The sequence below is a fragment of the Rhodococcus sp. 14-2483-1-1 genome (assembly GCF_002259335.1).
In the GTDB taxonomy this organism is placed as follows: domain Bacteria; phylum Actinomycetota; class Actinomycetes; order Mycobacteriales; family Mycobacteriaceae; genus Rhodococcoides.
In genome coordinates, this window is sequence record NZ_NPFX01000015.1 from 168,150 (window position 1) to 190,372 (window position 22,223).

18 protein-coding genes are annotated in these 22,223 nt (G+C 65.8%); 5 read left to right on the forward strand and 13 right to left on the reverse strand.

The annotated features are described in order from the left end of the window. Nucleotides 1-51: 51 nt before the first annotated feature. Nucleotides 52-1,455 (reverse strand): class II fumarate hydratase, encoded by a 1,404-nt coding sequence (locus CH294_RS16120; RefSeq protein WP_094738502.1) that lies wholly within the window; start codon nt 1,453-1,455, stop codon nt 52-54. A 32-nt stretch (nt 1,456-1,487) separates the two neighbouring features. After that, nucleotides 1,488-2,528, reverse strand: coding sequence for a class II fructose-bisphosphatase (gene glpX / locus CH294_RS16125; RefSeq protein ID WP_032402963.1), 1,041 nt, complete (start codon nt 2,526-2,528; stop codon nt 1,488-1,490). 135 nt (nt 2,529-2,663) lie between these two features. On the opposite strand from glpX, the gene CH294_RS16130 reads away from it, so the two are divergent. After that, nucleotides 2,664-3,236, forward strand: coding sequence for a DUF4245 domain-containing protein (locus CH294_RS16130; protein ID WP_032402964.1), 573 nt, complete (start codon nt 2,664-2,666; stop codon nt 3,234-3,236). Here CH294_RS16130 and CH294_RS16135 read toward each other — a convergent pair. The 3 genes from CH294_RS16135 to CH294_RS16145 are packed head-to-tail and all read right to left on the reverse strand — an operon-like array spanning nt 3,233 to nt 5,329. Further along, nucleotides 3,233-3,457, reverse strand: a complete 225-nt coding sequence (locus CH294_RS16135) for an exodeoxyribonuclease VII small subunit (RefSeq protein WP_032380531.1) — start codon at nt 3,455-3,457, stop codon at nt 3,233-3,235. The genes CH294_RS16130 and CH294_RS16135 overlap by 4 nt on opposite strands. A 13-nt stretch (nt 3,458-3,470) precedes the next feature. Beyond that, nucleotides 3,471-4,733 (reverse strand): exodeoxyribonuclease VII large subunit, encoded by a 1,263-nt coding sequence (xseA, locus tag CH294_RS16140; RefSeq protein WP_094738503.1) that lies wholly within the window; start codon nt 4,731-4,733, stop codon nt 3,471-3,473. Continuing rightward, complete coding sequence (locus CH294_RS16145; RefSeq protein ID WP_094738504.1) at nt 4,730-5,329, reverse strand: lipid droplet-associated protein; 600 nt, start codon at nt 5,327-5,329, stop codon at nt 4,730-4,732. Before CH294_RS16145 ends, xseA begins: the two co-directional genes overlap by 4 nt. Before the next feature lie 88 nt (nt 5,330-5,417). Between CH294_RS16145 and CH294_RS16150 the strand changes: the two genes are divergently transcribed. Continuing rightward, nucleotides 5,418-6,425 (forward strand): 4-hydroxy-3-methylbut-2-enyl diphosphate reductase, encoded by a 1,008-nt coding sequence (locus CH294_RS16150; RefSeq protein ID WP_032402967.1) that lies wholly within the window; start codon nt 5,418-5,420, stop codon nt 6,423-6,425. Nucleotides 6,426-6,461: 36 nt separating this feature from the next. Here the strand turns inward: CH294_RS16150 and CH294_RS16155 are convergent, their stop codons facing one another. Together CH294_RS16155 and CH294_RS16160 are read right to left on the reverse strand one after the other, a co-directional pair. Continuing rightward, nucleotides 6,462-7,634 carry a DUF6542 domain-containing protein gene (locus CH294_RS16155; protein WP_212709806.1) on the reverse strand — a complete coding sequence of 391 codons (1,173 nt, stop codon included), beginning with the start codon at nt 7,632-7,634 and terminating at the stop codon, nt 6,462-6,464. Nucleotides 7,635-7,654: 20 nt separating this feature from the next. Beyond that, a complete protein-coding gene (locus CH294_RS16160; protein WP_032380535.1) occupies nt 7,655-8,821 on the reverse strand; it encodes a DNA recombination protein RmuC in 1,167 nt (388 codons plus the stop codon). A gap of 125 nt (nt 8,822-8,946) precedes the next feature. Here CH294_RS16160 and CH294_RS16165 point away from each other — a divergent pair, with 125 nt between their 5' ends. Further along, nucleotides 8,947-10,131, forward strand: coding sequence for an exonuclease SbcCD subunit D (locus CH294_RS16165; RefSeq protein ID WP_094738505.1), 1,185 nt, complete (start codon nt 8,947-8,949; stop codon nt 10,129-10,131). Then, nucleotides 10,128-13,136 (forward strand): SMC family ATPase, encoded by a 3,009-nt coding sequence (locus CH294_RS16170; protein WP_094738506.1) that lies wholly within the window; start codon nt 10,128-10,130, stop codon nt 13,134-13,136. Before CH294_RS16165 ends, CH294_RS16170 begins: the two co-directional genes overlap by 4 nt. Here CH294_RS16170 and CH294_RS16175 read toward each other — a convergent pair. The 6 genes from CH294_RS16175 to CH294_RS16200 all read right to left on the reverse strand — a co-directional run bounded on the left by CH294_RS16175 (nt 13,118) and on the right by CH294_RS16200 (nt 20,234). Next, nucleotides 13,118-14,359 (reverse strand): AI-2E family transporter, encoded by a 1,242-nt coding sequence (locus tag CH294_RS16175; protein ID WP_032402970.1) that lies wholly within the window; start codon nt 14,357-14,359, stop codon nt 13,118-13,120. The genes CH294_RS16170 and CH294_RS16175 overlap by 19 nt on opposite strands. Before the next feature lie 96 nt (nt 14,360-14,455). Beyond that, nucleotides 14,456-14,953: a methylated-DNA--[protein]-cysteine S-methyltransferase gene (locus tag CH294_RS16180; protein WP_037153512.1), complete on the reverse strand. Its 498-nt coding sequence runs from the start codon at nt 14,951-14,953 to the stop codon at nt 14,456-14,458. Next, nucleotides 14,950-16,416, reverse strand: coding sequence for an AlkA N-terminal domain-containing protein (locus CH294_RS16185; RefSeq protein ID WP_094738507.1), 1,467 nt, complete (start codon nt 16,414-16,416; stop codon nt 14,950-14,952). Before CH294_RS16185 ends, CH294_RS16180 begins: the two co-directional genes overlap by 4 nt. A gap of 57 nt (nt 16,417-16,473) precedes the next feature. Continuing rightward, nucleotides 16,474-16,644: a YbdD/YjiX family protein gene (locus tag CH294_RS16190; RefSeq protein WP_072692145.1), complete on the reverse strand. Its 171-nt coding sequence runs from the start codon at nt 16,642-16,644 to the stop codon at nt 16,474-16,476. Next, nucleotides 16,645-18,918, reverse strand: coding sequence for a carbon starvation CstA family protein (locus tag CH294_RS16195; RefSeq protein ID WP_094738557.1), 2,274 nt, complete (start codon nt 18,916-18,918; stop codon nt 16,645-16,647). Nucleotides 18,919-19,052: 134 nt separating this feature from the next. Further along, nucleotides 19,053-20,234: an ROK family transcriptional regulator gene (locus CH294_RS16200; protein ID WP_032380540.1), complete on the reverse strand. Its 1,182-nt coding sequence runs from the start codon at nt 20,232-20,234 to the stop codon at nt 19,053-19,055. A 142-nt stretch (nt 20,235-20,376) separates the two neighbouring features. Between CH294_RS16200 and edd the strand changes: the two genes are divergently transcribed. Beyond that, nucleotides 20,377-22,200, forward strand: a complete 1,824-nt coding sequence (edd, locus tag CH294_RS16205) for a phosphogluconate dehydratase (protein ID WP_094738558.1) — start codon at nt 20,377-20,379, stop codon at nt 22,198-22,200. Nucleotides 22,201-22,223: the final 23 nt, after the last annotated feature.

The window sequence follows — 22,223 nt, forward strand, 5'->3', positions numbered from 1 at the left end:
ATCCCACCGGGGGCGGGCGCGTTCAGGGGTCCGGCTGGGCGAGCGGGAAAGCTAGTCCTTGACCTTCGCCATGGCGAGGACGTCGAGGCGCTTGTCGAGTTCTGCCTCGCTGAGCTTGTCGCCGATCAGTCCGCGGTCGATGACCGTCTGACGGATCGTCTTCTTTTCCTTCAGTGCCTGCTTGGCGACGGCTGCCGCTTCCTCGTAGCCGATTGCCGAGTTCAGTGGCGTCACGATGGACGGCGAGGACTCGGCGAGAGTCTTGAGGTGATCGACGTTCGCAACCAAGCCGACGACGCACTTGTCGGCGAAGAGCACCGAGACGTTGGCGAGCAGCTTGAACGATTCGAGGACGTTGCGCGCCATCATCGGGATGTACACGTTGAGCTCGAATGCACCCGATGCGCCACCGAAGGCAACTGCGGCGTCGTTGCCGATGACCTGTGCGGCGACCTGCGTAACAGCTTCGGGCAGAACGGGATTGACCTTGCCGGGCATGATGGAGCTACCGGGCTGCAGGTCGGGGAGGGCGAGCTCGCCGAGTCCGGTGAGCGGTCCCGATCCCATCCAGCGAATGTCGTTGGCGATCTTGGTCAGTGACACGGCGATGGTGCGCAGTGCGCCCGATGCCTCGACGAGTCCGTCGCGTGCGGCCTGTGCCTCGAACGAATCCTTGGCTGCGGTGAGTGCGTCGATGCCGGTCGACTTGACCAGTTCTGCAACAACTTTCGGGCCGAAGCCGTCGGGTGCATTGAGGCCGGTGCCGACGGCGGTGCCGCCGATGGGGAGCTCACCCAGTCGGGGCAGGGTGGCCTCGACGCGCTCGATGCCGGCCTCGATCTGACGGGCGTAGCCGCCGAACTCCTGGCCGAGGGTGACCGGCACGGCATCCATGAGGTGGGTGCGGCCGGACTTCACGACGGTCCTCCACTCGACTGCCTTGGCGGCCAGTGCCTCGTGCAGGTGCTTCAGCGCGGGCACCAGTGAGGTGACTGCTGCCTCGGTTGCGGCGACGTGGGTGGCCGTCGGGAACGTGTCGTTGGAGGACTGCGACATGTTCACGTGATCGTTGGGGTGCACCTCGACGCCGTTCGCCTTGGCGATCGACGCGATGACCTCGTTGGCGTTCATGTTGGAGCTGGTGCCCGAGCCGGTCTGGAAGACGTCGATCGGGAACTGGTCGTCGTGCTTGCCGTCGGCGATCTCGGTGGCCGCCGCGATGATCGCGTCGGCCAATGCGCCGTCGAGCAGGCCCAGGTCCTTGTTGACCTGTGCGCAGGCTGCCTTGAGCAGACCCATTGCGCGGATCTGGGTGCGCTCGAGCGGACGTCCCGAGATGGGGAAGTTCTCCACCGCACGCTGAGTCTGGGCACGCCAGAGTGCGTCGATGGGAACGCGAACCTCTCCCATGGTGTCGTGTTCGATCCGGAACTGCTGTTCGTCTGTCTGCGTCATGAGCCTTACTTTGCCAGTCGTGGTTTCAGGGATCAGAAGGACGGTGCTTGGCCGGATTCGTCGGCGTCGAAGTCGACCGAGGAGTATTCGCGCAGCTTCTCGAGGCGGTGGTAGGCGTCGATCATGCGCACGGTGCCGGATTTGGATCGCATGACGATGGACTGGGTGTGCGCGCCGCCGCCTGCATAGCGAACGCCGCGCAGCAGGTCACCGTCGGTGACGCCGGTGGCGGTGAAGAAGACGTTCTCACCCGAGACGAGGTCCTTGGTGTCGAGGACGCGGTCCAGGTCGTGGCCCGCGTCGATGGCCTTCTGCTTCTCGTCGTCGTCCGTGGGTGCCAGACGCCCCAGGATGGCACCGTCCATGCACCGCATCGCGGCGGCGGCGATGATGCCCTCGGGCGTGCCGCCGATTCCGATGAGCATGTCGGTGCCCGAGTCGGGACGAGCGGCGGCGATCGCACCGGCCACGTCACCGTCGGAGATCAACCGGATGCGGGATCCGGCGTCGCGCACCTGCTGGATCAGTTCGGCGTGCCGCGGGCGATCGAGGATGCACACCGTGACGTCGGACGCAGATCCCTTCTTGATCTTGGCGATCCGAGCGATGTTCTCGGCGACGGGGACGGTGATGTCGATGACGTCCGCGTAATCGGGACCGACGGCGATCTTCTCCATGTAGAAGACGGCGGACGGGTCGAACATCGCGCCACGCTCGGCGACGGCGAGGACCGAGATGGCGTTGGGCATGCCCTTGGCCATCAGCGTCGTTCCGTCGACGGGGTCGACGGCGAAGTCGACGTCCGGTCCGTTGCCGTTGCCGACCTCTTCGCCGTTGTAGAGCATCGGCGCTTCGTCCTTCTCGCCTTCACCGATGACGACGACGCCGCGCATCGAGACCGAGGCGACCAACTGACGCATGGCGTCGACCGCTGCTCCGTCGCCACCTTCCTTGTCGCCGCGACCGACCCAGCGGCCCGATGCGAGCGCACCGGCCTCGGTGACGCGTACGAGTTCGAGTGCGAGGTTGCGATCTGGCGCCATGGCGCGAGTGGACTCGGTGCTGGCCGTCATCGGTTTGTAGCCTCCTGGTTGGTGGGGTGTTACCCAGGCGCGATTATCCCACTTCTGTGATGCCTGCGGTGGGGTCGGGTCGACTGTGAGGTACGCGCCGACCGAGCACTGCCGCGCAGAGGGGATACTGGTGAAGTGGCGAACAGCAAACCTCGGATTCTCAACAACAACCGCGACATGGTCTGGTCGCTCATTCCGCTGGTCATTGCCTGTTTGCTGATCGCGGGTGTGGCCAGCCAGTGCTCGCTGAGCCCCGGTGGCCCCAAGCAGGGGCCCATCCCCAACTTCGACGTGAACACCGCGTTGCAGTACGACGCATCCGAAATCGGCTTCCCGGTGCGTAATCCGAGTGTTCCCGAGGGCTGGACGCCCAACTCGGGCAGTCGCGCGACCATCTCCGGCGACAACGGCGGAGCGGTATCGACTGTCGGATACATCACCGGTACCGGTGCCTACCTGCAACTGACCCAGTCTTCGGCGTCCGAGGAACAGCTGGTTCCGTTCGTGGCCGGAAGTGAAACTGCGTACGCGTCGGGCGCACAGAACGTGTCGGGTCGAGATTGGGTGGTATACGGTGAGGAAGGTTCGCGAAACTACTGGGTCTCCGATTTCGGTGACGTCCGAATACTGCTGGGCGGCACCGCAACCACCGAGGACTTCACCACTCTCGCGTCGATCCTCGAGGCCACCGAACCGCTCGTTCCCTAGCCGTCCTTCTCGGTGCTCGCGAGCGCGGTCTCGATCCGCTTGCGGGCGCCTGCAAGCTGTTCCTCGCAGCGCGATGCCAGTTGCTCGCCGCGTTCCCACAGAGCCAGGGACGCATCGAGATCGAGCCCGCCCTGCTCGAGAATCCTCACCACTCCCACCAGTTCGTCACGGGCTTCCTCGTAGCCCAGTTCCGATACCGGCTTGTCTTCGTTCTCGCTCATCGAATCTCCTTCGTCATTTCACTCGGCCCATCACTGCGGCGGTGACGGCACCGTCGGCCACCCGCACTCTGATCTGTGTACCCGGCGGCGCGTCCTCCACCGAACGCAGCACTTCGGGATCGGAGCCCGCCACCACCCGCTGCACGACGGCGTAGCCCCGAGCAAGTGTGGCAGCCGGTCCCAGCGTCGACAGCCGCGCCCGCAGATGTTCGACGAGCGTGTCCTGGGTGGTGAGTTCGCGCTGCACGTCGCGTCGAGCCGCGTCGGTCAGCCGTCGAATCTCCTCGCGACGTTGTTCGAGGGAGGCCAATGGATCTGCCAATACCGGTCGGTGCCGGAGCATATCGAGGCCACGTGCCTCGCGCTCGACCCAGTTACGCAGAGCTGCAGCGCTTCTGGACTTCAGCTCCGACACCAGCGCTTGTTCGGCGACGGCGTCGGGCACCACGAGTTTGGCGGCATCGGTGGGGGTTGCGGCGCGCAGGTCTGCGACGTGGTCGCTGAGCGGACTGTCGGGCTCGTGACCGATCGCGCTGACGATCGGTGTGGTGGCCCGAGAGATGGCGCGGCACAGAGCCTCGTCCGAGAACGGCAGCAGATCCTCGACGCTGCCACCGCCGCGGGCCAGGATGATGACGTCGACAGCGGGGTCTTCGTTCAGGTCTTTCAGCGCGTCGAGAATCGCCGGCACCGCCTGAGGTCCTTGAACCGGGGTGTTGCGGACCTCGAATCGAACCGCAGGCCAACGCCTCTGGGCGACGGTGAGGACGTCCTTCTCGGCTGCGCTGGCCCTGGCGGTGATGAGTCCGATGGTGCCGGGCAGAAACGGCAACGGTCGCTTGAGGCGCGGGTCGAACAACCCCTCTGCGGCGAGCAGAGCTCGGAGACGTTCGATGCGGGCGAGCAGTTCGCCGACGCCCACAGCGCGAATGTCGGTGGCGCGCAGCGAAATGGTTCCGCGGCCGGTGAAGAACGACAGTTTGCCGTAGAGAATGACGCGTGCGCCCTCGGTCAGCGGAACAGGCGAGCGGTCGAGTAGCTGAGGCGAACATGTCACCGACAACGACATGTCGGCCGACGGATCACGCAGCGTCAGAAAGGCCGTGCGGGTGCCGGGTCTGGCGTTGATCTGGGTGAGTTGCCCCTCGACCCAGATGCTGCCGAGTTTGTCGATCCAGCCGGCGACCTTCATCGCGACGGTACGCACCGGCCATGGCTGTTCGGCGGTGCTCGCGCCTGGCTGGGTAGGACCGGACTGAGGTGGGGGAGTGCTCACTTGGCCTTGGCGGTGGTGATTCGGTTGGCCAGCATCGTCCGGAACGGCGCGCGGGCGAGCGTGTCGTTCTCGTAGTCCAGCAGAGTTTCGAGGTCCTCGACCGAGAGTGTGCGCAGCCGTGCGCGCAGCTGCGCCAGCGCGAGGGTGTCGAAGTCGATCATCTCGACGATCTCGGGCTTGTCGACGGACGGAGCCCGCTTGGCCGAGGTGTCCTGGACGGGCTCGTCCAGCGGAGGCGTCGAGTACAGCGCGAAGCGGCCGTTGGCGGCGACCGGCTCGGCCACCGGCGCATCGGGTACGTCGACGTCGTCGGTGATGACAGGGGTCTCGAAGGCGTCGTCCTCGTCTTCGTCGAACTCGGCCCACGCGGGCTGCTCCTCGCGCGGAGTGCCGACGACCGGCAAGGTCGCGATGATCAGATCGCCCTTGATGGCCAACGCCGTCACCTGCTGCTGGAATCGCATACCGCGCGCCAGCGCTTCACTGACAACCGTCATCGGCAGCATCAGGGCGGAACCGGGAAGCTTGCGAGCCTCTTCTACCACGGTCACGGCGACGCCAGCGGCCACGCGAGCTGCAAAGGGGACTCGAGTCATGCCCACCAGACTGCCCGAAGTCGTGAACTTTGGGTAGCCGACAGGCTGGAGACGCAGCGTGGTTCCGACCTACACGTATCCTGGAGGTATGTCTTCGGCCGTTCCTCTGAATCTTGGTATCGCACAATCAGCCGGCGCGGGTAAGTCCGCGTACGCCGGGGGTAAGCGAGTGCTGCTCGCGGAGCCCCGTGGCTACTGCGCAGGTGTCGATCGTGCGGTCGAGACCGTCGAGAAAGCATTGGAACAGCACGGTGCGCCGGTCTACGTGCGCAAGGAGATCGTGCACAACCGGCACGTCGTCGAGACGCTGTCCGATCGCGGCGCAGTGTTCGTCGAGGAGACCGACGAGGTGCCCGAGGGTTCCTTGCTCGTGTTCTCGGCGCACGGCGTATCCCCGGCCGTGCACACCTCCGCCGCGGAGCGGAACCTGCGCACCATCGACGCCACCTGCCCGTTGGTGACCAAGGTGCACCAGGAAGCGAAGCGGTTCGCTCGCGACGACTACGACATTCTCCTGATCGGTCACGAGGGTCACGAGGAGGTCGAGGGCACCGCAGGTGAGGCTCCCGAGCACATTCAGCTGGTGGACGGCCCCGAGTCGGTCGACAACGTCACCGTCCGCGACGAGAACAAGGTGATCTGGTTGTCGCAGACCACTCTGAGCGTCGACGAGACGATGATGACGGTCGCCAAGCTCCGCGAGCGATTCCCGACGCTGCAGGACCCGCCGAGCGACGACATCTGCTACGCCACCCAGAACCGTCAGGTCGCGGTGAAAGCAATGGCTCCGGAATGCGATCTGGTGATCGTCGTCGGCTCGAAGAACTCGTCGAACTCGGTGCGTCTGGTCGAGGTTGCGCTGAACGCCGGTGCGCGGGCCAGCTACCTCGTCGACTACGCCAAGGAGATCGACCTCGCGTGGCTCGACGGGGTCGAGACCATCGGAATCACCTCGGGTGCGTCGGTGCCGGAGATCCTGGTGCAGGGTGTCATCGACCTGTTCGCCGAGCACGGCTACGCAGACGTGCAGCCGGTCACCACGGCGAACGAGACGTTGGTGTTCTCACTTCCCCGCGAACTTCGTCCGGCTCGGTAGGTCTTCGACCCGATCGCCGACGCCCACGGAACTCGTTCAGTCCGTGTGGCGGTCGCGGTAGCGAACCTGCGGCACCGGATGCGGCGGAATGTCGTCCCGATGAGCGCCGGGCAGCGAGTGGTTGCCGGGAGCCTGATTCGCGTCGGTCGACGAGCTGGTCTGGCTCGACGAGGTGGTCTGTGGAGTCACGACGGGCCGGGAGCCGGTGGCGTACGGGCCGGGGACCTCACGGGGAGGCTGCACCTGGGTCGACCGCTGGCGGCGAGGCTCCGTCGAGTACCGAGGTTCGCCCGACTGCGGCCGCGGTGATTGCCGGGCCTGAGGCTGCTGAGGCTGAGCCTGTGGGTACTGCGGACGCTGGTAATTGGGCTTCTGGTGCTCCGACCTGGCGTGATCCTGCCGAGATGCGTCGGTTCCCGAGTGTCGGTTCTGCGGCGCTGGTACCGCCCCGGACGAGCGGCGTGGGCTCGCGCTCGGATCCACGACCCGTGACGTGCGCGGGGCCGGATTGGAACGGGAGTCGGATGCTCTTCGGCCGACGTACGGCTCGGACACGATATCGGTGGCCTCCGTCGCGGAGACGGCGCTGCGATCGGCCGACGGGTTAGCCCGTCTGCGGGTGCGTTCGGGACGCTCTTCCTGCGCACGTCGCTGCGCACGGGTGGGCTTGTCGTCACCGGTCTTCGGAGTGCGGCGTACTGCACTCTCGGACTTCGAGCTTCGACGAGCGGTGCCCTCGGCCTTCTGGCTTCGCCGAACGGCGGGGGCATGTGTGTTCTGCCGCTTGAGCACGATGCGCAGTGCTCCGAGTCCGACGGCCACGACGGTACCGAGCAGCATCAACGGAAAGCGGTTGACCAGCGGAATCGCGACGTTGAGAATGATGTCCTTGAGGCTGGTACCTGCGTTGTCGGTGAAGTACTGGTACGACAGCGGTACGGCGACGAACAGGATCAGCGGAGCTTGCACCATCGCGGTGAACAGCCCGCGGTAACGAACGAGCACCACGGCAGCGATGCAGCCGAGGATGTAGAAGAACGCGAACGCGCCGGTCAGCTCGGTGCCGCGGGCGGCATCGATGAGAAACCCGAGGAAAGTCAGGCCTGCGGCGATCGCGACGGCACCCCACGCGGGCACACCGGGCAGAGTCGCGAGGATGGATCGGTGATCCAGCGGTACCCCGGATCGGGCACGTTGGGAGGTAGACACCCCTCGAGGTTAGCCGTAGTTCAGCCGACTGCATCGTCGACATGACCGAAGTCGTGCCGGTAGCGGGACGAATCGGACAGTGTGGGGCGCCCGTCCACCCGGCCGATCGATACCGGCTCGGCGTCGAACAGTTCGAGTTCGTGCAGTTTTCTCGCCGTCACGCTCACCCTGGAGTCCACCGATCCGACGGTGGAGTTGAAGGAGTCCACGGCCTTGCCCAGATTGGCCCCGAGCTTGTCCAAGTGCGTCGACACGACGCCGATGCGGGTGTACAACTCGCGCCCCAACTGCTGGATGCGCGCCGCGTCCTCGGCCAACGACTCCTGCTTCCAGGTGTATGCCACCGTGCGCAACAGCGCGACCAGGGTGGTGGGGGTGGCCAGGATCACGTTCCTTCCGAAGGCGTACTCGAGCAGGCCGGTATCGGACGTCAGTGCTGCATCCAGAAACGGGTCGCCGGGAACGAACAGCACGACGAATTCCGGCGTCGGCTCGAACGCCTCCCAGTACGCCTTGTCGGCCAACTGATCGATGTGGGTCCGCAGCTGTTTGGCGTGACGTCGCAGGTTCTTCTCGCGAGCGCCCGGGGCATCGTCCTGAGCAGCATCGAGGTAGGCCGCGAACGGCACCTTGGCGTCGACGACGATCTGACGACCGCCGGCGAGACGGACGATCATGTCCGGTCTGATGCCGTCCTTGCTGACCTGAGTGTCGAAATCGCAGTGCTTGAGCATGCCCGCGAGCTCGACGACCCGCTCGAGCTGGATCTCTCCCCACCGTCCTCTGATCTGCGGGGCGCGCAGCGCCGTCACCAACTGGCTGGTCTGGGTGGACAGATGCATCGACGCTCGATGCATGCCGGTGACCTGCTCGGACAATCCTGCGTAGGCCCTGATTCGATTGTGTTCGACTTGCCGGACGTGCTCGGACAGTGCATCGACGGCGTCGTGCAACGGCTCGACCAGGTGCGAGACCTGTTGCCCGATCACGGTGGAGTGTCGCCGAGCGGAATCCTCGTTGACCGCGCTCAGCGACTGCCGAAGCATGCCTTCGTGCTCGCGCAGCGCAGCCAGTTGCGCCTCGGCCCGCACAGCTCTGTCGCCCATCCGCGAGGCGTGCAGCAACCAGCCCACCACCGCACCGATGCCGAGGGCCACGAGCAGGCCGAACGCCGTGAGAATGTTCATGGAAACAGATGATGCAGGAAGGTACCGACAGACTTCGTTGCGCGGAGTTCGTTGACCGTCCTCGGTTCCCGACAGGCCGACGCGCCTCGAATAGTTTGTCGGTGCTTGCCGATAGCGTCGAACGCATGAGAATCCTGCACACCTCGGACTGGCACATGGGTCGCACCTTTCACGGTGTCGACCTGTTGGCCGATCAAGGCGCTGTGCTGGGGTCCATCGCGGAACTGGTTGCGGCACGATCGATCGATGTGGTGGTGGTACCGGGCGATATCTACGATCGTGCTGTGCCCAGCGCCGACGCCGTGCTGGTCTGCAATCGCGGGCTGGAAGCAATTCGAGCAGCGGGTGCCGTCATCGTCGCGACGTCGGGCAACCACGACTCCCCGGCTCGGCTGGGAGCCGGTGCTGCGTTCGCTGCGGCGGGAGGCCTGCACCTGATGACTCGGGTGGGCGATGTCGCCACACCGGTCGTCGTCGACGACGAGCACGGCGGCGTTGCGTTCTACGGAATTCCGTATCTCGAGCCGGAGACCACCCGCCTGGAACTCGATGTTCCTGCAGCGCGTACCCACGCCGAGGTGCTCGGAGCCGCGATGGATCGTGTTCGCGGCGACCTCGATGCGAGAGCCGCTGCAGGACAACATGTTCGGTCGGTCGTGCTCGCGCATGCGTTCATCGTCGGTGGTGAGGCGACCGGATCGGAGCGGTCCATTTCCTCCGGCGGCATCGAAACCGCACCGGCGTCGGCGTTCGACGGAGTCGACTACGTGGCGCTCGGTCATCTGCATTCTCCGCAGATTCTCACCGACCGAGTGCGGTACTCCGGGTCTCCTCTGCCGTATTCGTTCGGCGAGCGATCGCACCGCAAGGCCGTGTGGATTCTCGAACTCGACGCGAACGGACTCGGCAGCGTCGAGCGAGTGGACCTGCCGGTGGTGCGCGGGCTCGCCCGCGTCGAAGGCACGGTCGAGGAATTGCTCTCGGACGCAACCTATTCCGATGTCGAGGACCACTACGTCTCTGCCGTGCTCACCGACGACGTCCGTCCGGTGGACGCAATGCGGTTGCTGCAGCAGCGGTTTCGGTATGCGATACACCTCGAGTGGCGTCGCCCCGAGGGGTCGGGAGAGCTTCGCTACCGCGACCGGGTGCGCGGTCGCAGTGATCTCGCCATCGCCACCTCGTTCCTGACGGACATGCGTAGCGAGCCCACCGCAGCGGAGTCGGCATTGCTGGCCCGCGCTCTGGCGTCGGTACAGCGCGAGGACGAGGTCACCGACGGCGCTGCTGCAGACCGCGGTGCTGCATGAGGCTGCACTCGCTCGAGATCACCGCCTTCGGACCCTTCGCGGGTACCGAGACGGTCGATTTCGATGCGCTCGGAGCCGACGGGCTCTTCTTGTTGCACGGGCACACGGGGGCCGGCAAGACGACGGTTCTCGACGCCGTGGCGTTTGCCCTGTACGGAACCGTGCCAGGGGCGCGCCGCGAGGGTAAGCGACTGCTGTCCGACCACGCGGCCGTGGGAGCGGTACCGAAGGTGACCCTCGAGGCGACCCTCGGCGGACGGCGCATCCGAATCGTGCGCAGTCCGGAGTTCCTGCGCCCCAAGCTCAGAAGCACCGGAACCACCAAGCAACACGCCAAAGCCAGTCTCACCTGGCTCGACGGTCGCGGGCAGAACCTCACCCGGCTGAGCGAGATCGGCGACGCCGTCAACGCGTTGCTGGGAATGAGCGCCGACCAGTTCTTCCAGGTGGTGCTGTTACCGCAGGGCGAATTCGCGCGATTCCTGCGAGCCGACAGTGACGAGCGCGGGAGCCTGCTCGAAAGGCTCTTCGACACAGGCCGATTCGGTGACGTCGAAGAGTGGTTCGCGCAGCGCCGCCGAGAGTTGGCCGCCGATCTCGCCGATGCCCACCACAACATCGACATCATGCTCGGGCGGGTGTCGCAGGCATCGGGAGTGCCCGAGCCCGTCACCGTCGACCGCCAACAACAGGACCCGCTCGACTGGGCGGCCGACGTCCTGACCGACGCTCGCCAGAATCGGACCCTTGCTCAGGGGCGCGCGGTGCTGGTCGACGCGGCAGCTCGGCGGGCGTCCGAGGCGCTGGCTCAGGCCACGATCGTTCTGGATCTGCAGCGCAGGCGTGCTCTCGCCGAGGAGCAACTCGCACAGCACCACGACGGGGAGGTGGCACGAGCAGCGCGCAGAACCGAACTGGCAGATTCCGCGGCCGCAGGACCGATCGCCGACGCCGCTGCGGATCTGTCTCTGGCACGTGCGGCGGGCGAGGCGGCGACCGCCGCGCTGGCCTCAGCCGAACGCGAGCTACCGACGTCGCTGGAGGGGCAGCGGTTTCACGATGCCCTGCATCGGCCACCCGCGCCGGGCGATCCTGCGGACGAGCGCACCGTCGTCGCGCAGTTCGTGCGCGACTGGACCACCGACGTCGCACGGATGCAGTCGTTGCTCGGGGTCGTACACGAAGCAGACAAGCTCGACGGTGCCCTGGTCGACTATCGAGCACAACAACGCAGCATTGCAGCGCAGATCGAGCGCACCGAGCAGCGGCAGGCGTCGATGCCCGAGAAGATCGCGGCCGCCGAATCTCGGGTAGCGCGAGCCGATGCCGCCGCGACACAGCTTCCGGGCCTCGACGAGCGCTGCGAACGGGCTCGCGTGGCCGCCGAATCCGCCATCGAATTGGTACGCAAGCGCGCCGCGCTTCTCGAGAGCGAACGTTCCCGCGACACTGCCGCCGCCGCACACAACACCGCGTGGGAGCACCTGCTCGATCTTCGTGAGCGCCGCATCGACGGGATGGCAGCAGAGCTGGCGGCCCGCTTGAAAGCCGGCGAGCCGTGCCAGGTGTGTGGATCGGCCGCGCATCCTCACCCCGCTGCGGCCTCGACGTCGACGGTGACCAAGGCGCAGGAAGACAAGGCAGCCGCTGCCGAACGTAAGGCAGCTGCCGCCCTCGATCAGGCGGTCGGGGCTGTCGCGGAGGCCAGACTCGCAGTGGACCTGCTGCACGATCGCACCGGGGGAGCGACTCTTGCGGAGCTGACCCAGGCCCTCGATACCGCAACGAGTTCGGTGCAGGATGCCCGTGTGAGCGCCGCGGATGCCGATCCGGCGCGGGCGGAACTGAGCCGACTGCGCCGTGAGACGGACGAACTGACGGTCACACTCAACAGCCTCGTCGCGTCCCGCGTGGCCGTGGACGAGCGAATATCGGCCACCGAGGAATCGCTGACGCAGATGCGTGCGTCGGTGTCGCAGGAAGTGGGCGAGGGCGAGTCGCTGATCGATCGAATTGCCGAACGTGAGGCCCTGATCGACGGTGCGCGGCGAATCCAGGAGGCACGGATCGTCTGGCTCGACGCCACCGCACAGTCCGATGCGCTGCGCGCCGAGCTGGACCGACGAGTTACCGCATCGAATTTCGCTTCCGTCGAGGCCGCTGCCGGGGCCGTTCTGACCGCCGATCGCGTCGAGCGAATCGAGGCCGAACTCCGCGCCGCCGACGAGCGTCGGGCGCATGCCGAACATGTACTCCGTGAGCCCACCATCGTCGCCGTCGCCGGGCACGCGCCGGTGGACCTGGATCCGCTGCGAGAAACCTGTACCGAGCTCGACCGGCAGGTCAGATCTGCCGCCGCCACGGTAGCGGAATACCGAAGGCGGGCAGACGATCTGGAACGACTGATCGCAGAGCTGTCGACTGCGGCCGAGGCCATCGCGCCGCAACGCGCGGAGTTCGACGAGCTCGCCAACCTGGCGGACGTGGTGGCCGGGCGCGGTCAGAATGCCAGGAAGATGTCGCTGCGGTCCTACGTTCTTGCGTCCCGGCTCGAGGACGTCGCCGAGTCGGCCTCTGCGCGACTGCGTCGGATGTCCTCGGGGCGATACGAATTCGTTCATTCCGACGAGGCGGGTGCGAGGGGCAAGCGCGGTGGTCTCGGCCTCGACATCCGTGACGATTACACCGGTGTCGTGCGCTCGGCGAAGACTCTCTCCGGCGGGGAGGCGTTCCTCGCCTCGCTCGCCCTCGCTCTCGGACTCGCAGATGTGGTGGCCGCCGAATCCGGTGGCGTCGTACTCGACACCATGTTCATCGACGAGGGGTTCGGCACGCTCGATGCCGACACTCTCGAGCAGGTGATGGCCGTCCTCGACGAACTACGCGCAGGCGGACGCGTCGTCGGCGTCGTCAGTCACGTCGACGAGATGCGCCAGCGCATTCCCAGTCGCCTCTACGTCAAACGGGAGCGCACCGGTTCGACGCTTCAGGTCGTCGCGTCCTGACCTGACGCAGTCTTGTCGGGCTTCGACTCGCCCTCGTCGTCCAGACCGGCCTGCTCGTCGGTCAGTCCCTCGGGCGGCGGGATCTCGTCTTCCAGTTCGTCCTGGTCCGGTTCGTTCGAGCGTGCGTCGATCTGTTCGGACAGGTATCGGATCAGCACTGCGGCAACAGCAGCGGCCGGAACTGCGAGGAATGCACCGATGATGCCGAACAACGAGCTGCCGCCCGTCACCGCGAGGAGCACGATCGCCGGATGCAGGTTCATGCTTCGACTCTGCAGAATCGGCTGCAGCACATTGCCTTCCAACTGCTGCACCGCGACGATGATGGCGAGCACGATCAACGCCGTGGTCAGCCCGTTCGCCACCAGGGCCACGAGAACTGCGAGCGCACCCGCGACGAAAGCACCGACAATCGGGATGAACCCACCGAGGAATGTCAGCGTTGCGAGTACCAGCGCCAGCGGAACGCCGAGAATGACGAGTCCGAGGCCGATGAAGAAGGCGTCGATGAAACTGACGATGGCCTGAGTTCGGATGAATCCGCCCAGCGTCGCCCACATCCGCGAGAGCACCTCGCCCAGATGGCGTCCGGCGCGGCCACCGGAGAACCCGTGCAGCCACGGCAAGAACTTTGGACCGTCCTTGACGAAGAAGAACGACAGAACCAGCACCAACGCAAGAGTGACCAGCAGCGAGCCGGCGGCGGAGACGCCGGTGAACACGCCGGTGGCGATGACCTCGCCGCTGTCCTGTAGACGCGACACGATCGCCGACACGGCCGAGTCGATCTGGTCGTCGCCGATGTTCAGCGGGGGGCCCTTCAGCCAGTCCTGAACCTGCGCGATTCCGCCCGACGCCTGGTCCACCAACTCGGGAGCCTGCTCGGCCACCGACGGAATGATCAGGGTGATGACGCCGCCGATGACGACGAAGAACACCACGAGCGAGACCGACGCGGCCAGCGCGGGAGGAAATCCGAGCCGCATCATCAGTTTCGCCGGCGGCCACAACACCGTCGCGACGATGACTGCGAGCAGGACCGGCAACAGGATCACCCACAGATGACCGATCAGCCAACCGAACACCCAGGCTCCGGCCGCGATCGACACCAGGATGAGCGACCACTTGGCGAGCCACAGGCCGCCGACCCCGATGAGGTCCCCGCGGTCCTTGTCGGGCTTGGCGGATGCCGTGGATTTTCCTGGCACTGCCGATTCGGTCACTGGGGCTTCCTCACATTCGGCGGATGGCGGATCGTGAAGAACCATAACGCCCGGGACCGTTAGGCCGCGGGCCACCGCCACCCGACGCGGCAGCGGTCAGGCGCTCTCGTGTGCCAACAGCCATTTCTTGGCGGGCAGCCCCCAACGGAATCCGCCGAGGGCACCGCCGATACGGACTACCCGGTGACACGGCACGAACAGCGCAGCCGCATTGCGCGCACAGGCGGACGCCGCACCGCGGATGGCTGTGGGTCGGCCCGACAGCTCCGCGAATCGGGAGTAGGTCACCGGAGCGCCGGGTTCGACGGTGCGCAGCACATCCCAGGCGTGCATCAGGAATTCACCGGACCGTTGCGCGACGGGCACATCGTCGATCCGATCGAGTTCGCCGCGGTGGTAGGCGTCGACGGCGTCGGTGACCGTGCCGAGGTCGGCGGCACTGCGAACGGTGTCGGGTCGCATCGTCGGGTGAATCAGGATTCGCAGCTCCTCGATGTCATCGGTCCAGCCCGACGCGAGTACGCGCTGATCGGCGTCGACGATGGTGGTGAACGGGCCGATCGGGGTGTCCCGGGTGGCGGCTGTGGCAGTCATGCTTGTCTTCTTTCCAGTGCGGTGATCCACAGGTGCATCGAGACGTACGAGCGCCACGGTGCCCAGCGGGCTGAGTTCTTCAGCGAGATGTCCAGGGCTTGCGCACCCTGGCGGACGACCAGGTCGGTGTCGAGGAGAACGTCGGGGTCGCCGAGCAGACGCATCACGACATAACGAGCGGTCCACGGTCCGATGCCCTTGAGCGCCAGCAGTTCTCGCTCCAGTTCGGGACCCTCGCGCGCGGGATGCAGTTCGACGGTTCCCGACGCGATGGCGTCGGCGACGCGGATGACGGTCTGGACGCGGGCCGCAGGGCCGGTGAGAACCTCGTGGCCCCGTTCGGCGATGACGGCGGCCTCGGGAAACAACCTGGTGACGGTGTTGTTGCCGAGGTCGAGTGGTGCGCCGAGCGCGTCGACGAGCCGGGCAGTGTGGGTGGCCGCCGCCTTCAGGGAGATCTGTTGTCCGATCACGGTGCGCAGCAACATCTCTGCGCCGTCGACCACCCCGAGGGCCCGAATTCCTGGATGGGCCTCGACACTCGGTGCCAACTGCGGGTCGGCGTGCAGGGCGTCGTCGACGGCAAGTGGATCGGCGTCGAGGTCGAGGAGATGTCGGATTCGGGCGACGGCGGGAGCGAGGTCGCGCATGTCCTGCAATGTCACGGCTGCACTGACGAATCCGTCCATCACCCGCAGAGCCACCAGTCCGCCGGCGTGCGGCAGGCGCAGTGATCGGACGTATTCTCCGTCCTCGGAGAACGATTCGATGCCCTCGACCACGTGACCACGAAGGAACCACTCGATCCAGCCGGGGTCCAACGGCTGGCGGTAGGGCAGTCGCAACGTGACCGTTCCACCCGCGGTTGTCACCGCGGTGCGGTGTGCCTCCCGCCGCAGCGTCGATGGATCGACGGCGAACACTTCCTTGACGGTGTCGTTGAACTGCCGAACGCTGGAAAAGCCTGCTGCGAAGGCGATGTCGGACATCGACATGTCCGTGGTCTGAATCAGTGTGCGGGCGGTGTGTGCTCGGTGTGCGCGGGCCAATGCCAGCGGGCCTGCACCGACCTCGGCGGTCAACACCCGAGTCAGTTGCCGGCTCGAGTAACCGAGGGTGCTGGCGAGGCCGTCGACGCCGCCACGCTCGACGGCCCCGTCGGAGATCAGTCGCATAGCGCGAGAGCTGAGGTCGGAGTGGATGTTCCACCGCGGGGAACCGGGGGTGGCGTCGGGCTGGCAGCGGCGGCACGCACGATAGCCGGATTGTTGAGCTGCGGCGGCCGTGGCCAGGAACGAGACGTTGCCCGGCTTGGGTGTGCGCGCCGGGCAGGACGGGCGGCAGTAGATGCCGGTGGTGCGAACGGCGGTGAAGAACTGGCCGTCGAACCGTGCGTCACGCGAGGAGACCGCGCGATAACACCGATCGAAGTCCAGTTCTTGCACCTGCCGTTCGCTGCTCATGTACCTACTGTGTCAGCGCGATCCCGCCAGTGCTAGCGGAAATCGGACAGCACCGTGTCAGCAGCACCGTGCCCCTGGATTTCGGTCCGCTTCCGCGTGCCGGTCCTTCCAGTACTGACGCACGGTCGGCGGTTCCTGACCCGGGTGGTGCCGAGCCAGGTGGGCGACGTACCGGTCGTAATCGTGGTCGCCCATTACCGAGGTGATCCACCACCACAGCCCGCGCATCTAGTGCGCCGATCCGGGTCTACGGACGGTGCCCGCGTCGATCAGCTCGTCCCACTCGGCCTGCACTTGCTTCTCGGCCGGAGTGAGCACGAAGCCGCTGGGACCGAAGATCTTCGACGGCACCTCCGGCTCTTCGTTGTCGGGCAGATCAGCTCCGCGAACGGCCTTGATACACACCCACACTCCGGCGATCACGACCACCAGGACGAGTACCGCGAAGACGATCGACAGCGTGCCCTGGATGAAGGTGTTACGGATGACGGCGTCGATGGCCTCGGGTGTCTTGGCGCTGCCGAACTCGCTCAGACCCTGCGCCTTGGCGTCGCGGAACTGCGAGTGCTGAGTCCAGTAGCCGATGGCCGGGGTCGAGGAGAAGATCTTCTGGTACGACGCCGTCATGGTGACGATGAGGTCCCAGGCCAGCGGGACCCCGGGAATCCAGGCCCACTTGTAGAGGCCACGCTTGACGACGATGACCATCACCACTGTCAACGCGATCGCCGCGAGCAACTGGTTGGCGATACCGAACAGCGGGAACAGGGTGTTGATGCCGCCCAGTGGATCGGTGACGCCCATGAGAAGGATTGCGCCCCAGGCTGCGACGACGATCAGCGAGCAGATCCAGGCTCCGGGACGCCAGGACGGGTCCTTGAACTTCTTGGCCGAGGCTCCGGGCAGGTTGCCGATGCTGTCGGAGAGCATGAAGCGCGCGACGCGGGTGCCTGCATCGACCGTGGTGAGGATGAACAGGGCCTCGAACATGATCGCGAAGTGGTACCAGAACGACTTGAGCGATTCGCCGCCGAACACCTGGTGCAGTACCTCGGACATACCGAACGCGAGTGTCGGTGCGCCGCCGGTGCGGGAAATGATCGATTCCTCGCCCACATCGGCTGCCGCCTGGCTCAATTCGGCCGGGGTGATGTCGCCGCCACTCAGCGGGAGGTTGTTGACGTAATCCGCCGCTGTCTCGGGCGTGCCGCCGGTCAACGTTGCCGGTGCGTTCAATGCGAAGTAGATGTGCTGATCGAGAACGCAGGCGGTGATGAGCGCCATGATGGCGACGAACGACTCGGTGAGCATGCCGCCGTAGCCGATCATCCGCATCTGCTTTTCCTTCTCGAGCAACTTCGGCGTGGTGCCGGAGGAGATCAGAGCGTGGAAACCGGAGAGTGCACCGCAGGCGATGGTGATGAACAGGAACGGGAACAGCGATCCCGCGAATGCCGGGCCGTTGCCCTCGGTGGCGAAGCTCGTCATGGCGGGCATCTGGATCTCGGGACGAGCGATGAGAATACCGACGGCCAGCAGCGCGATGGTGCCGACCTTCATGAACGTCGACAGGTAATCGCGCGGTGCGAGCAACAGCCACACCGGCAGGATGCAGGCGAGCAGGCCGTAGCCGATCAGCAACCAGGCGACGGTCACCTTGGAGAGGGTGAACCAGTCGGTGCCCCACTCTGTTTCGGCAACCCAGCCGCCGGCGACGATGGCGAACAGCAGCAGGACGACACCGATGAGCGAGACCTCGGTGACGTTGCCCGGTCGCAGGTAGCGCAGGTACACGCCCATGAACAGTGCGATCGGGATGGTCAGCGCGATGGAGAAGACGCCCCATGGGCTTTCGGCGAGCGCGTTGACGACGACGAGTGCCAGCACCGCGATCAGGATGATCATGATGACGAACACCGCGATCAGCGCCGCGGTACCACCGACGACGCCGAGTTCGTCGCGGGCCATCTGGCCGAGGCTGCGGCCGTTGCGGCGCGTCGAGATCCACAGCACCAGGAAGTCCTGGACGGCACCGGCGAACACGACGCCGATGATGATCCACATCGTGCCGGGTAGGTAGCCCATCTGGGCGGCGAGAACGGGTCCGACGAGGGGGCCGGCTCCGGCGATCGCGGCGAAGTGGTGGCCGAACAGCACCCGACGATCGGTCGGCATGTAGTCCTTGCCGTTTTCCAGAATCTCGGCCGGTGTGGCTCTGTCGTCTCGAGGAAAGACGATCTTGCGTTCGATCAACCTGGCGTAGAAGCGAAACGCGAAGATGTAGGTGCAGACGGCGGCGATGACGAACCAGACGGCGTTGGGGTTCTCCCCGCGCACGATGGCGATGATCGTCCAGGCGACACCGCCGAGTAGGCCGATCGCGACGAGCATCAGACGCTTGATCGGCGTCATCGGATGTGACTCGACGACGCCGACGGGTGGTAGGTCGGGATCTGTCTTCAGCAGTTCGACGTGTGGATCGTCGGGTGCTTTCAGTGACATGTGTGGGGTCTCCAGGATCGCAGGTGTGACTGCGATCACCCTATGTGGGCAGCCGGTGCTCGTCCTCGAATCGACGCATCGCGTTGCGCCCGGCGGTCGCTGGAGTGCGACGAACGGAAATGTCTCCGGGGCCGTCAGCTACCGAGAGCGTCGTCGACGGCCCGGGCACTGAGTACCTGATCCAGCACCAGTGCTGCGCTACCGATGACCCCGGAGAGGTCGCCGTGGGTGGTGGCCTGGATGGTGAGAGCCTTGGTGGCCAGCGCAGTCGCGTTTCCGTAGACGGTCTCGCGCAGTCCTGCGACGAAGATGTCGTACGCATTGGCCATGTCGCCGCCGACGATGAGGACCTCGGGGTTGAGCAGATTGACGGCTCCGGCCAGGGTTTCGCCGATGTGGCGTCCACTGTCGCGGATGAGTCTGCGTGCTTCGGGGTCACCGCTGACCGCGAGGTCGACAACACCGCGGATGTGGCCCACTTCTCGGCCCTGCTCGTTCAACGCGCGCACCAATGCCCAGCCGCCGGCAATGGCCTCGAGGCAACCACTGTCGCCGCACCGGCACGCGACACCCGCTGCGGCTGCGGTCTTGGTGTGGCCGAATTCGCCTGCTGCGCCCAGTGATCCACGCTGTAGTGCGCCGCCCGCGACGATCCCGGCACCGAGACCCGTCGAGGCCTTGACCAAGAGGGCGTTCTGGAAGCGATCTCGATTGTCCCGGCGTTCGGCGAGGACCATCGCGTTGGCGTCGTTGTCGAGAAAGACCGGAGCAGATGTGGTGTCGGCGAAGAACGGGGCCAGTGGCACTCCGTCCCAGCCGTGCATGATCGGTGAGTCCAGGCTGCACCCGCGCGCGGTGTCGGCGGTGCCGGGGATGGACAGGCCGACGCCGAGAATGCGATGTTCGGTTCGGTGCGATTCGTCGAGCAATGCCTGCAATCGCTTGGTGATCTGCGGCATCAGCTCGTCCGGCCCGATGCCGATTTCCTGATCGACGGTATCGCCGGCGAGGAACTCCCCACCGAGAGTGAAGACGCCCAGTTGCGAGCGGCTTCGTCCGATCGCGGCCGCGAGTACGACACCCGCGTCGACGTCGAAGGACAAGCGCGCAGGGGGGCGTCCACCCGTGGACTGAGTGTCCTCGGTTTCGATGATCAAGCCGAGTCCGGCGAGTGCGGCGACCCGGGAGGCGACGGCCGAGCGAGACAGTCCGGTGATCCGGCCCAATTCGGCGCGGGTGTCGGCTTCGCCGTCGCGAACCAGAGCAAAGATCTCACCTGCGGTCGCAGGTGGAGCGCTCAGGCGCGGCATCGACATATACGCCATTCAACCAACTGGCAACTTTTACGGCAACACCCTAAGAATTGCTACTTAGAACTTTGAAAAACATAAGTTGGGTTGCTGATCGACTTAACCGGCTCTAGGCTGAGTCGTGAGAGACCGAACATCGGAGATGCTCATGGACACACTTCATCCGGTTCTGCGTCAGGTCACCGACCGCATCGCAGACCGCAGCCAGTCCGACCGCACGAAATATCTCGCTCGAATCGCTGCTGCCGGGGATCAGGGCCCGGCGCGTGGCCGACTCGCCTGCGCCAATATCGCCCACGGATTCGCGGCCTCAGGGAAGGCCGACAAGCAAGCGCTGCGCGGCATGGTCAAGCCCAACATCGCGATCGTCTCCGCCTACAACGACATGCTCTCGGCGCACAAGCCGTTCGAGACATACCCGGCCGTACTGAAGAAGTCGGTCATCGACGCCGGTGGCATCGCGCAGTTCGCCGGTGGCGTCCCAGCGATGTGCGACGGCATCACGCAGGGCCGCGACGGCATGCAGCTGTCCCTGTTCAGTCGGGACATCATCGCGATGTCGACGGCAATTGCGTTGTCCCACGACATGTTCGACGCCACCCTGATGCTCGGCGTGTGCGACAAGATCGTCCCCGGAATGCTCATCGGCGCACTGAGTTTCGGCCATCTGCCTGCGGTGTTCGTGCCCGCGGGCCCGATGACATCCGGACTTCCCAACGGCGAGAAGGCAAAAGCTCGTCAGTTGTATGCCGAGGGCAAGGTGGGCCGTGAGGCACTGCTGGACGCCGAGGCCGCGTCGTATCACGGCAGTGGCACGTGCACGTTCTTCGGAACGGCCAATTCCAACCAGCTGCTCATGGAGGTCATGGGTCTGCATTTGCCGGGCTCTTCGTTCGTCAACCCCGGAACCGCGATGCGCGACGCGCTCACCCGCGAGGCCGCGCACGTCGTCACCGGTCTGACGTCCCTCGGAGACAACTACACCCCGGTGGGGGAGGTCGTCGACGTCAAGTCGATCGTCAACGGCTGCGTCGCACTGCTGGCCACCGGCGGCTCGACCAACCACACGATGCACCTCGTCGCCATCGCGAAAGCCGCCGGCATCACGCTGACGTGGCAGGACCTGTCCGATCTGTCGGCCGTGGTGCCGCTGATGGCCAGGATCTACCCCAACGGCAAAGCCGACGTCAACCACTTCCACGCGGCCGGTGGACTCGGGTTCGTCATCGGGTCTCTGCTCGACGCCGGATTGATGCACGAGGATGTGAAAACCGTTGCCGGGCAGGGCCTGCGGCGCTACACGCAGGAACCGAAGCTCGACGGCGACGGGGTGATGTGGCAGGACGGTACTCGGATGAGCCACGACGACACCGTGTTACGTGGCGCGAACGAGCCGTTCAGCGCCGACGGCGGACTGAAGATGCTGATCGGGCCGATCGGAAAGTGTGTCATCAAGACTTCTGCATTGGCACCCGAACATCGGGTGGTCACCGGACCGGCGCGAGTGTTCGACGACCAAGCGGACTTCCTCGAGGCATTCGATGCAGGGCTCCTCGACGGCGACTTCGTTGCGGTACTGCGTTATCAGGGCCCGAAGGCGAACGGCATGCCGGAGTTGCACAAGCTCACTCCGGCTCTGGGAATCCTGCAGGACAAGGGGCGGTCCGTAGCGCTGATCACGGACGGCCGGATGTCGGGGGCCTCCGGAAAAGTGGCTGCAGCAATCCACCTGACGCCCGAGGCCGCGAGCGGTGGGCCGATTGCGAAAATTCTCGACGGTGACATCATCACCCTCGACTCTCTCGACGGCACGTTGTCGATCGATGTTCCGCTCGACGAGTTCGAGGCTCGACCGGTCACCGGACGAGTCCTGGACAACGACGAATGGTCCAGCACCGGTCGTGACCTGTTCTCGGGCATGCGTGCGCTCGTCGGCCCGGCCGACGAGGGCGCAATGTTCGTCATGCGCTGAGTCCCTGTAACTCCACAAGAAGG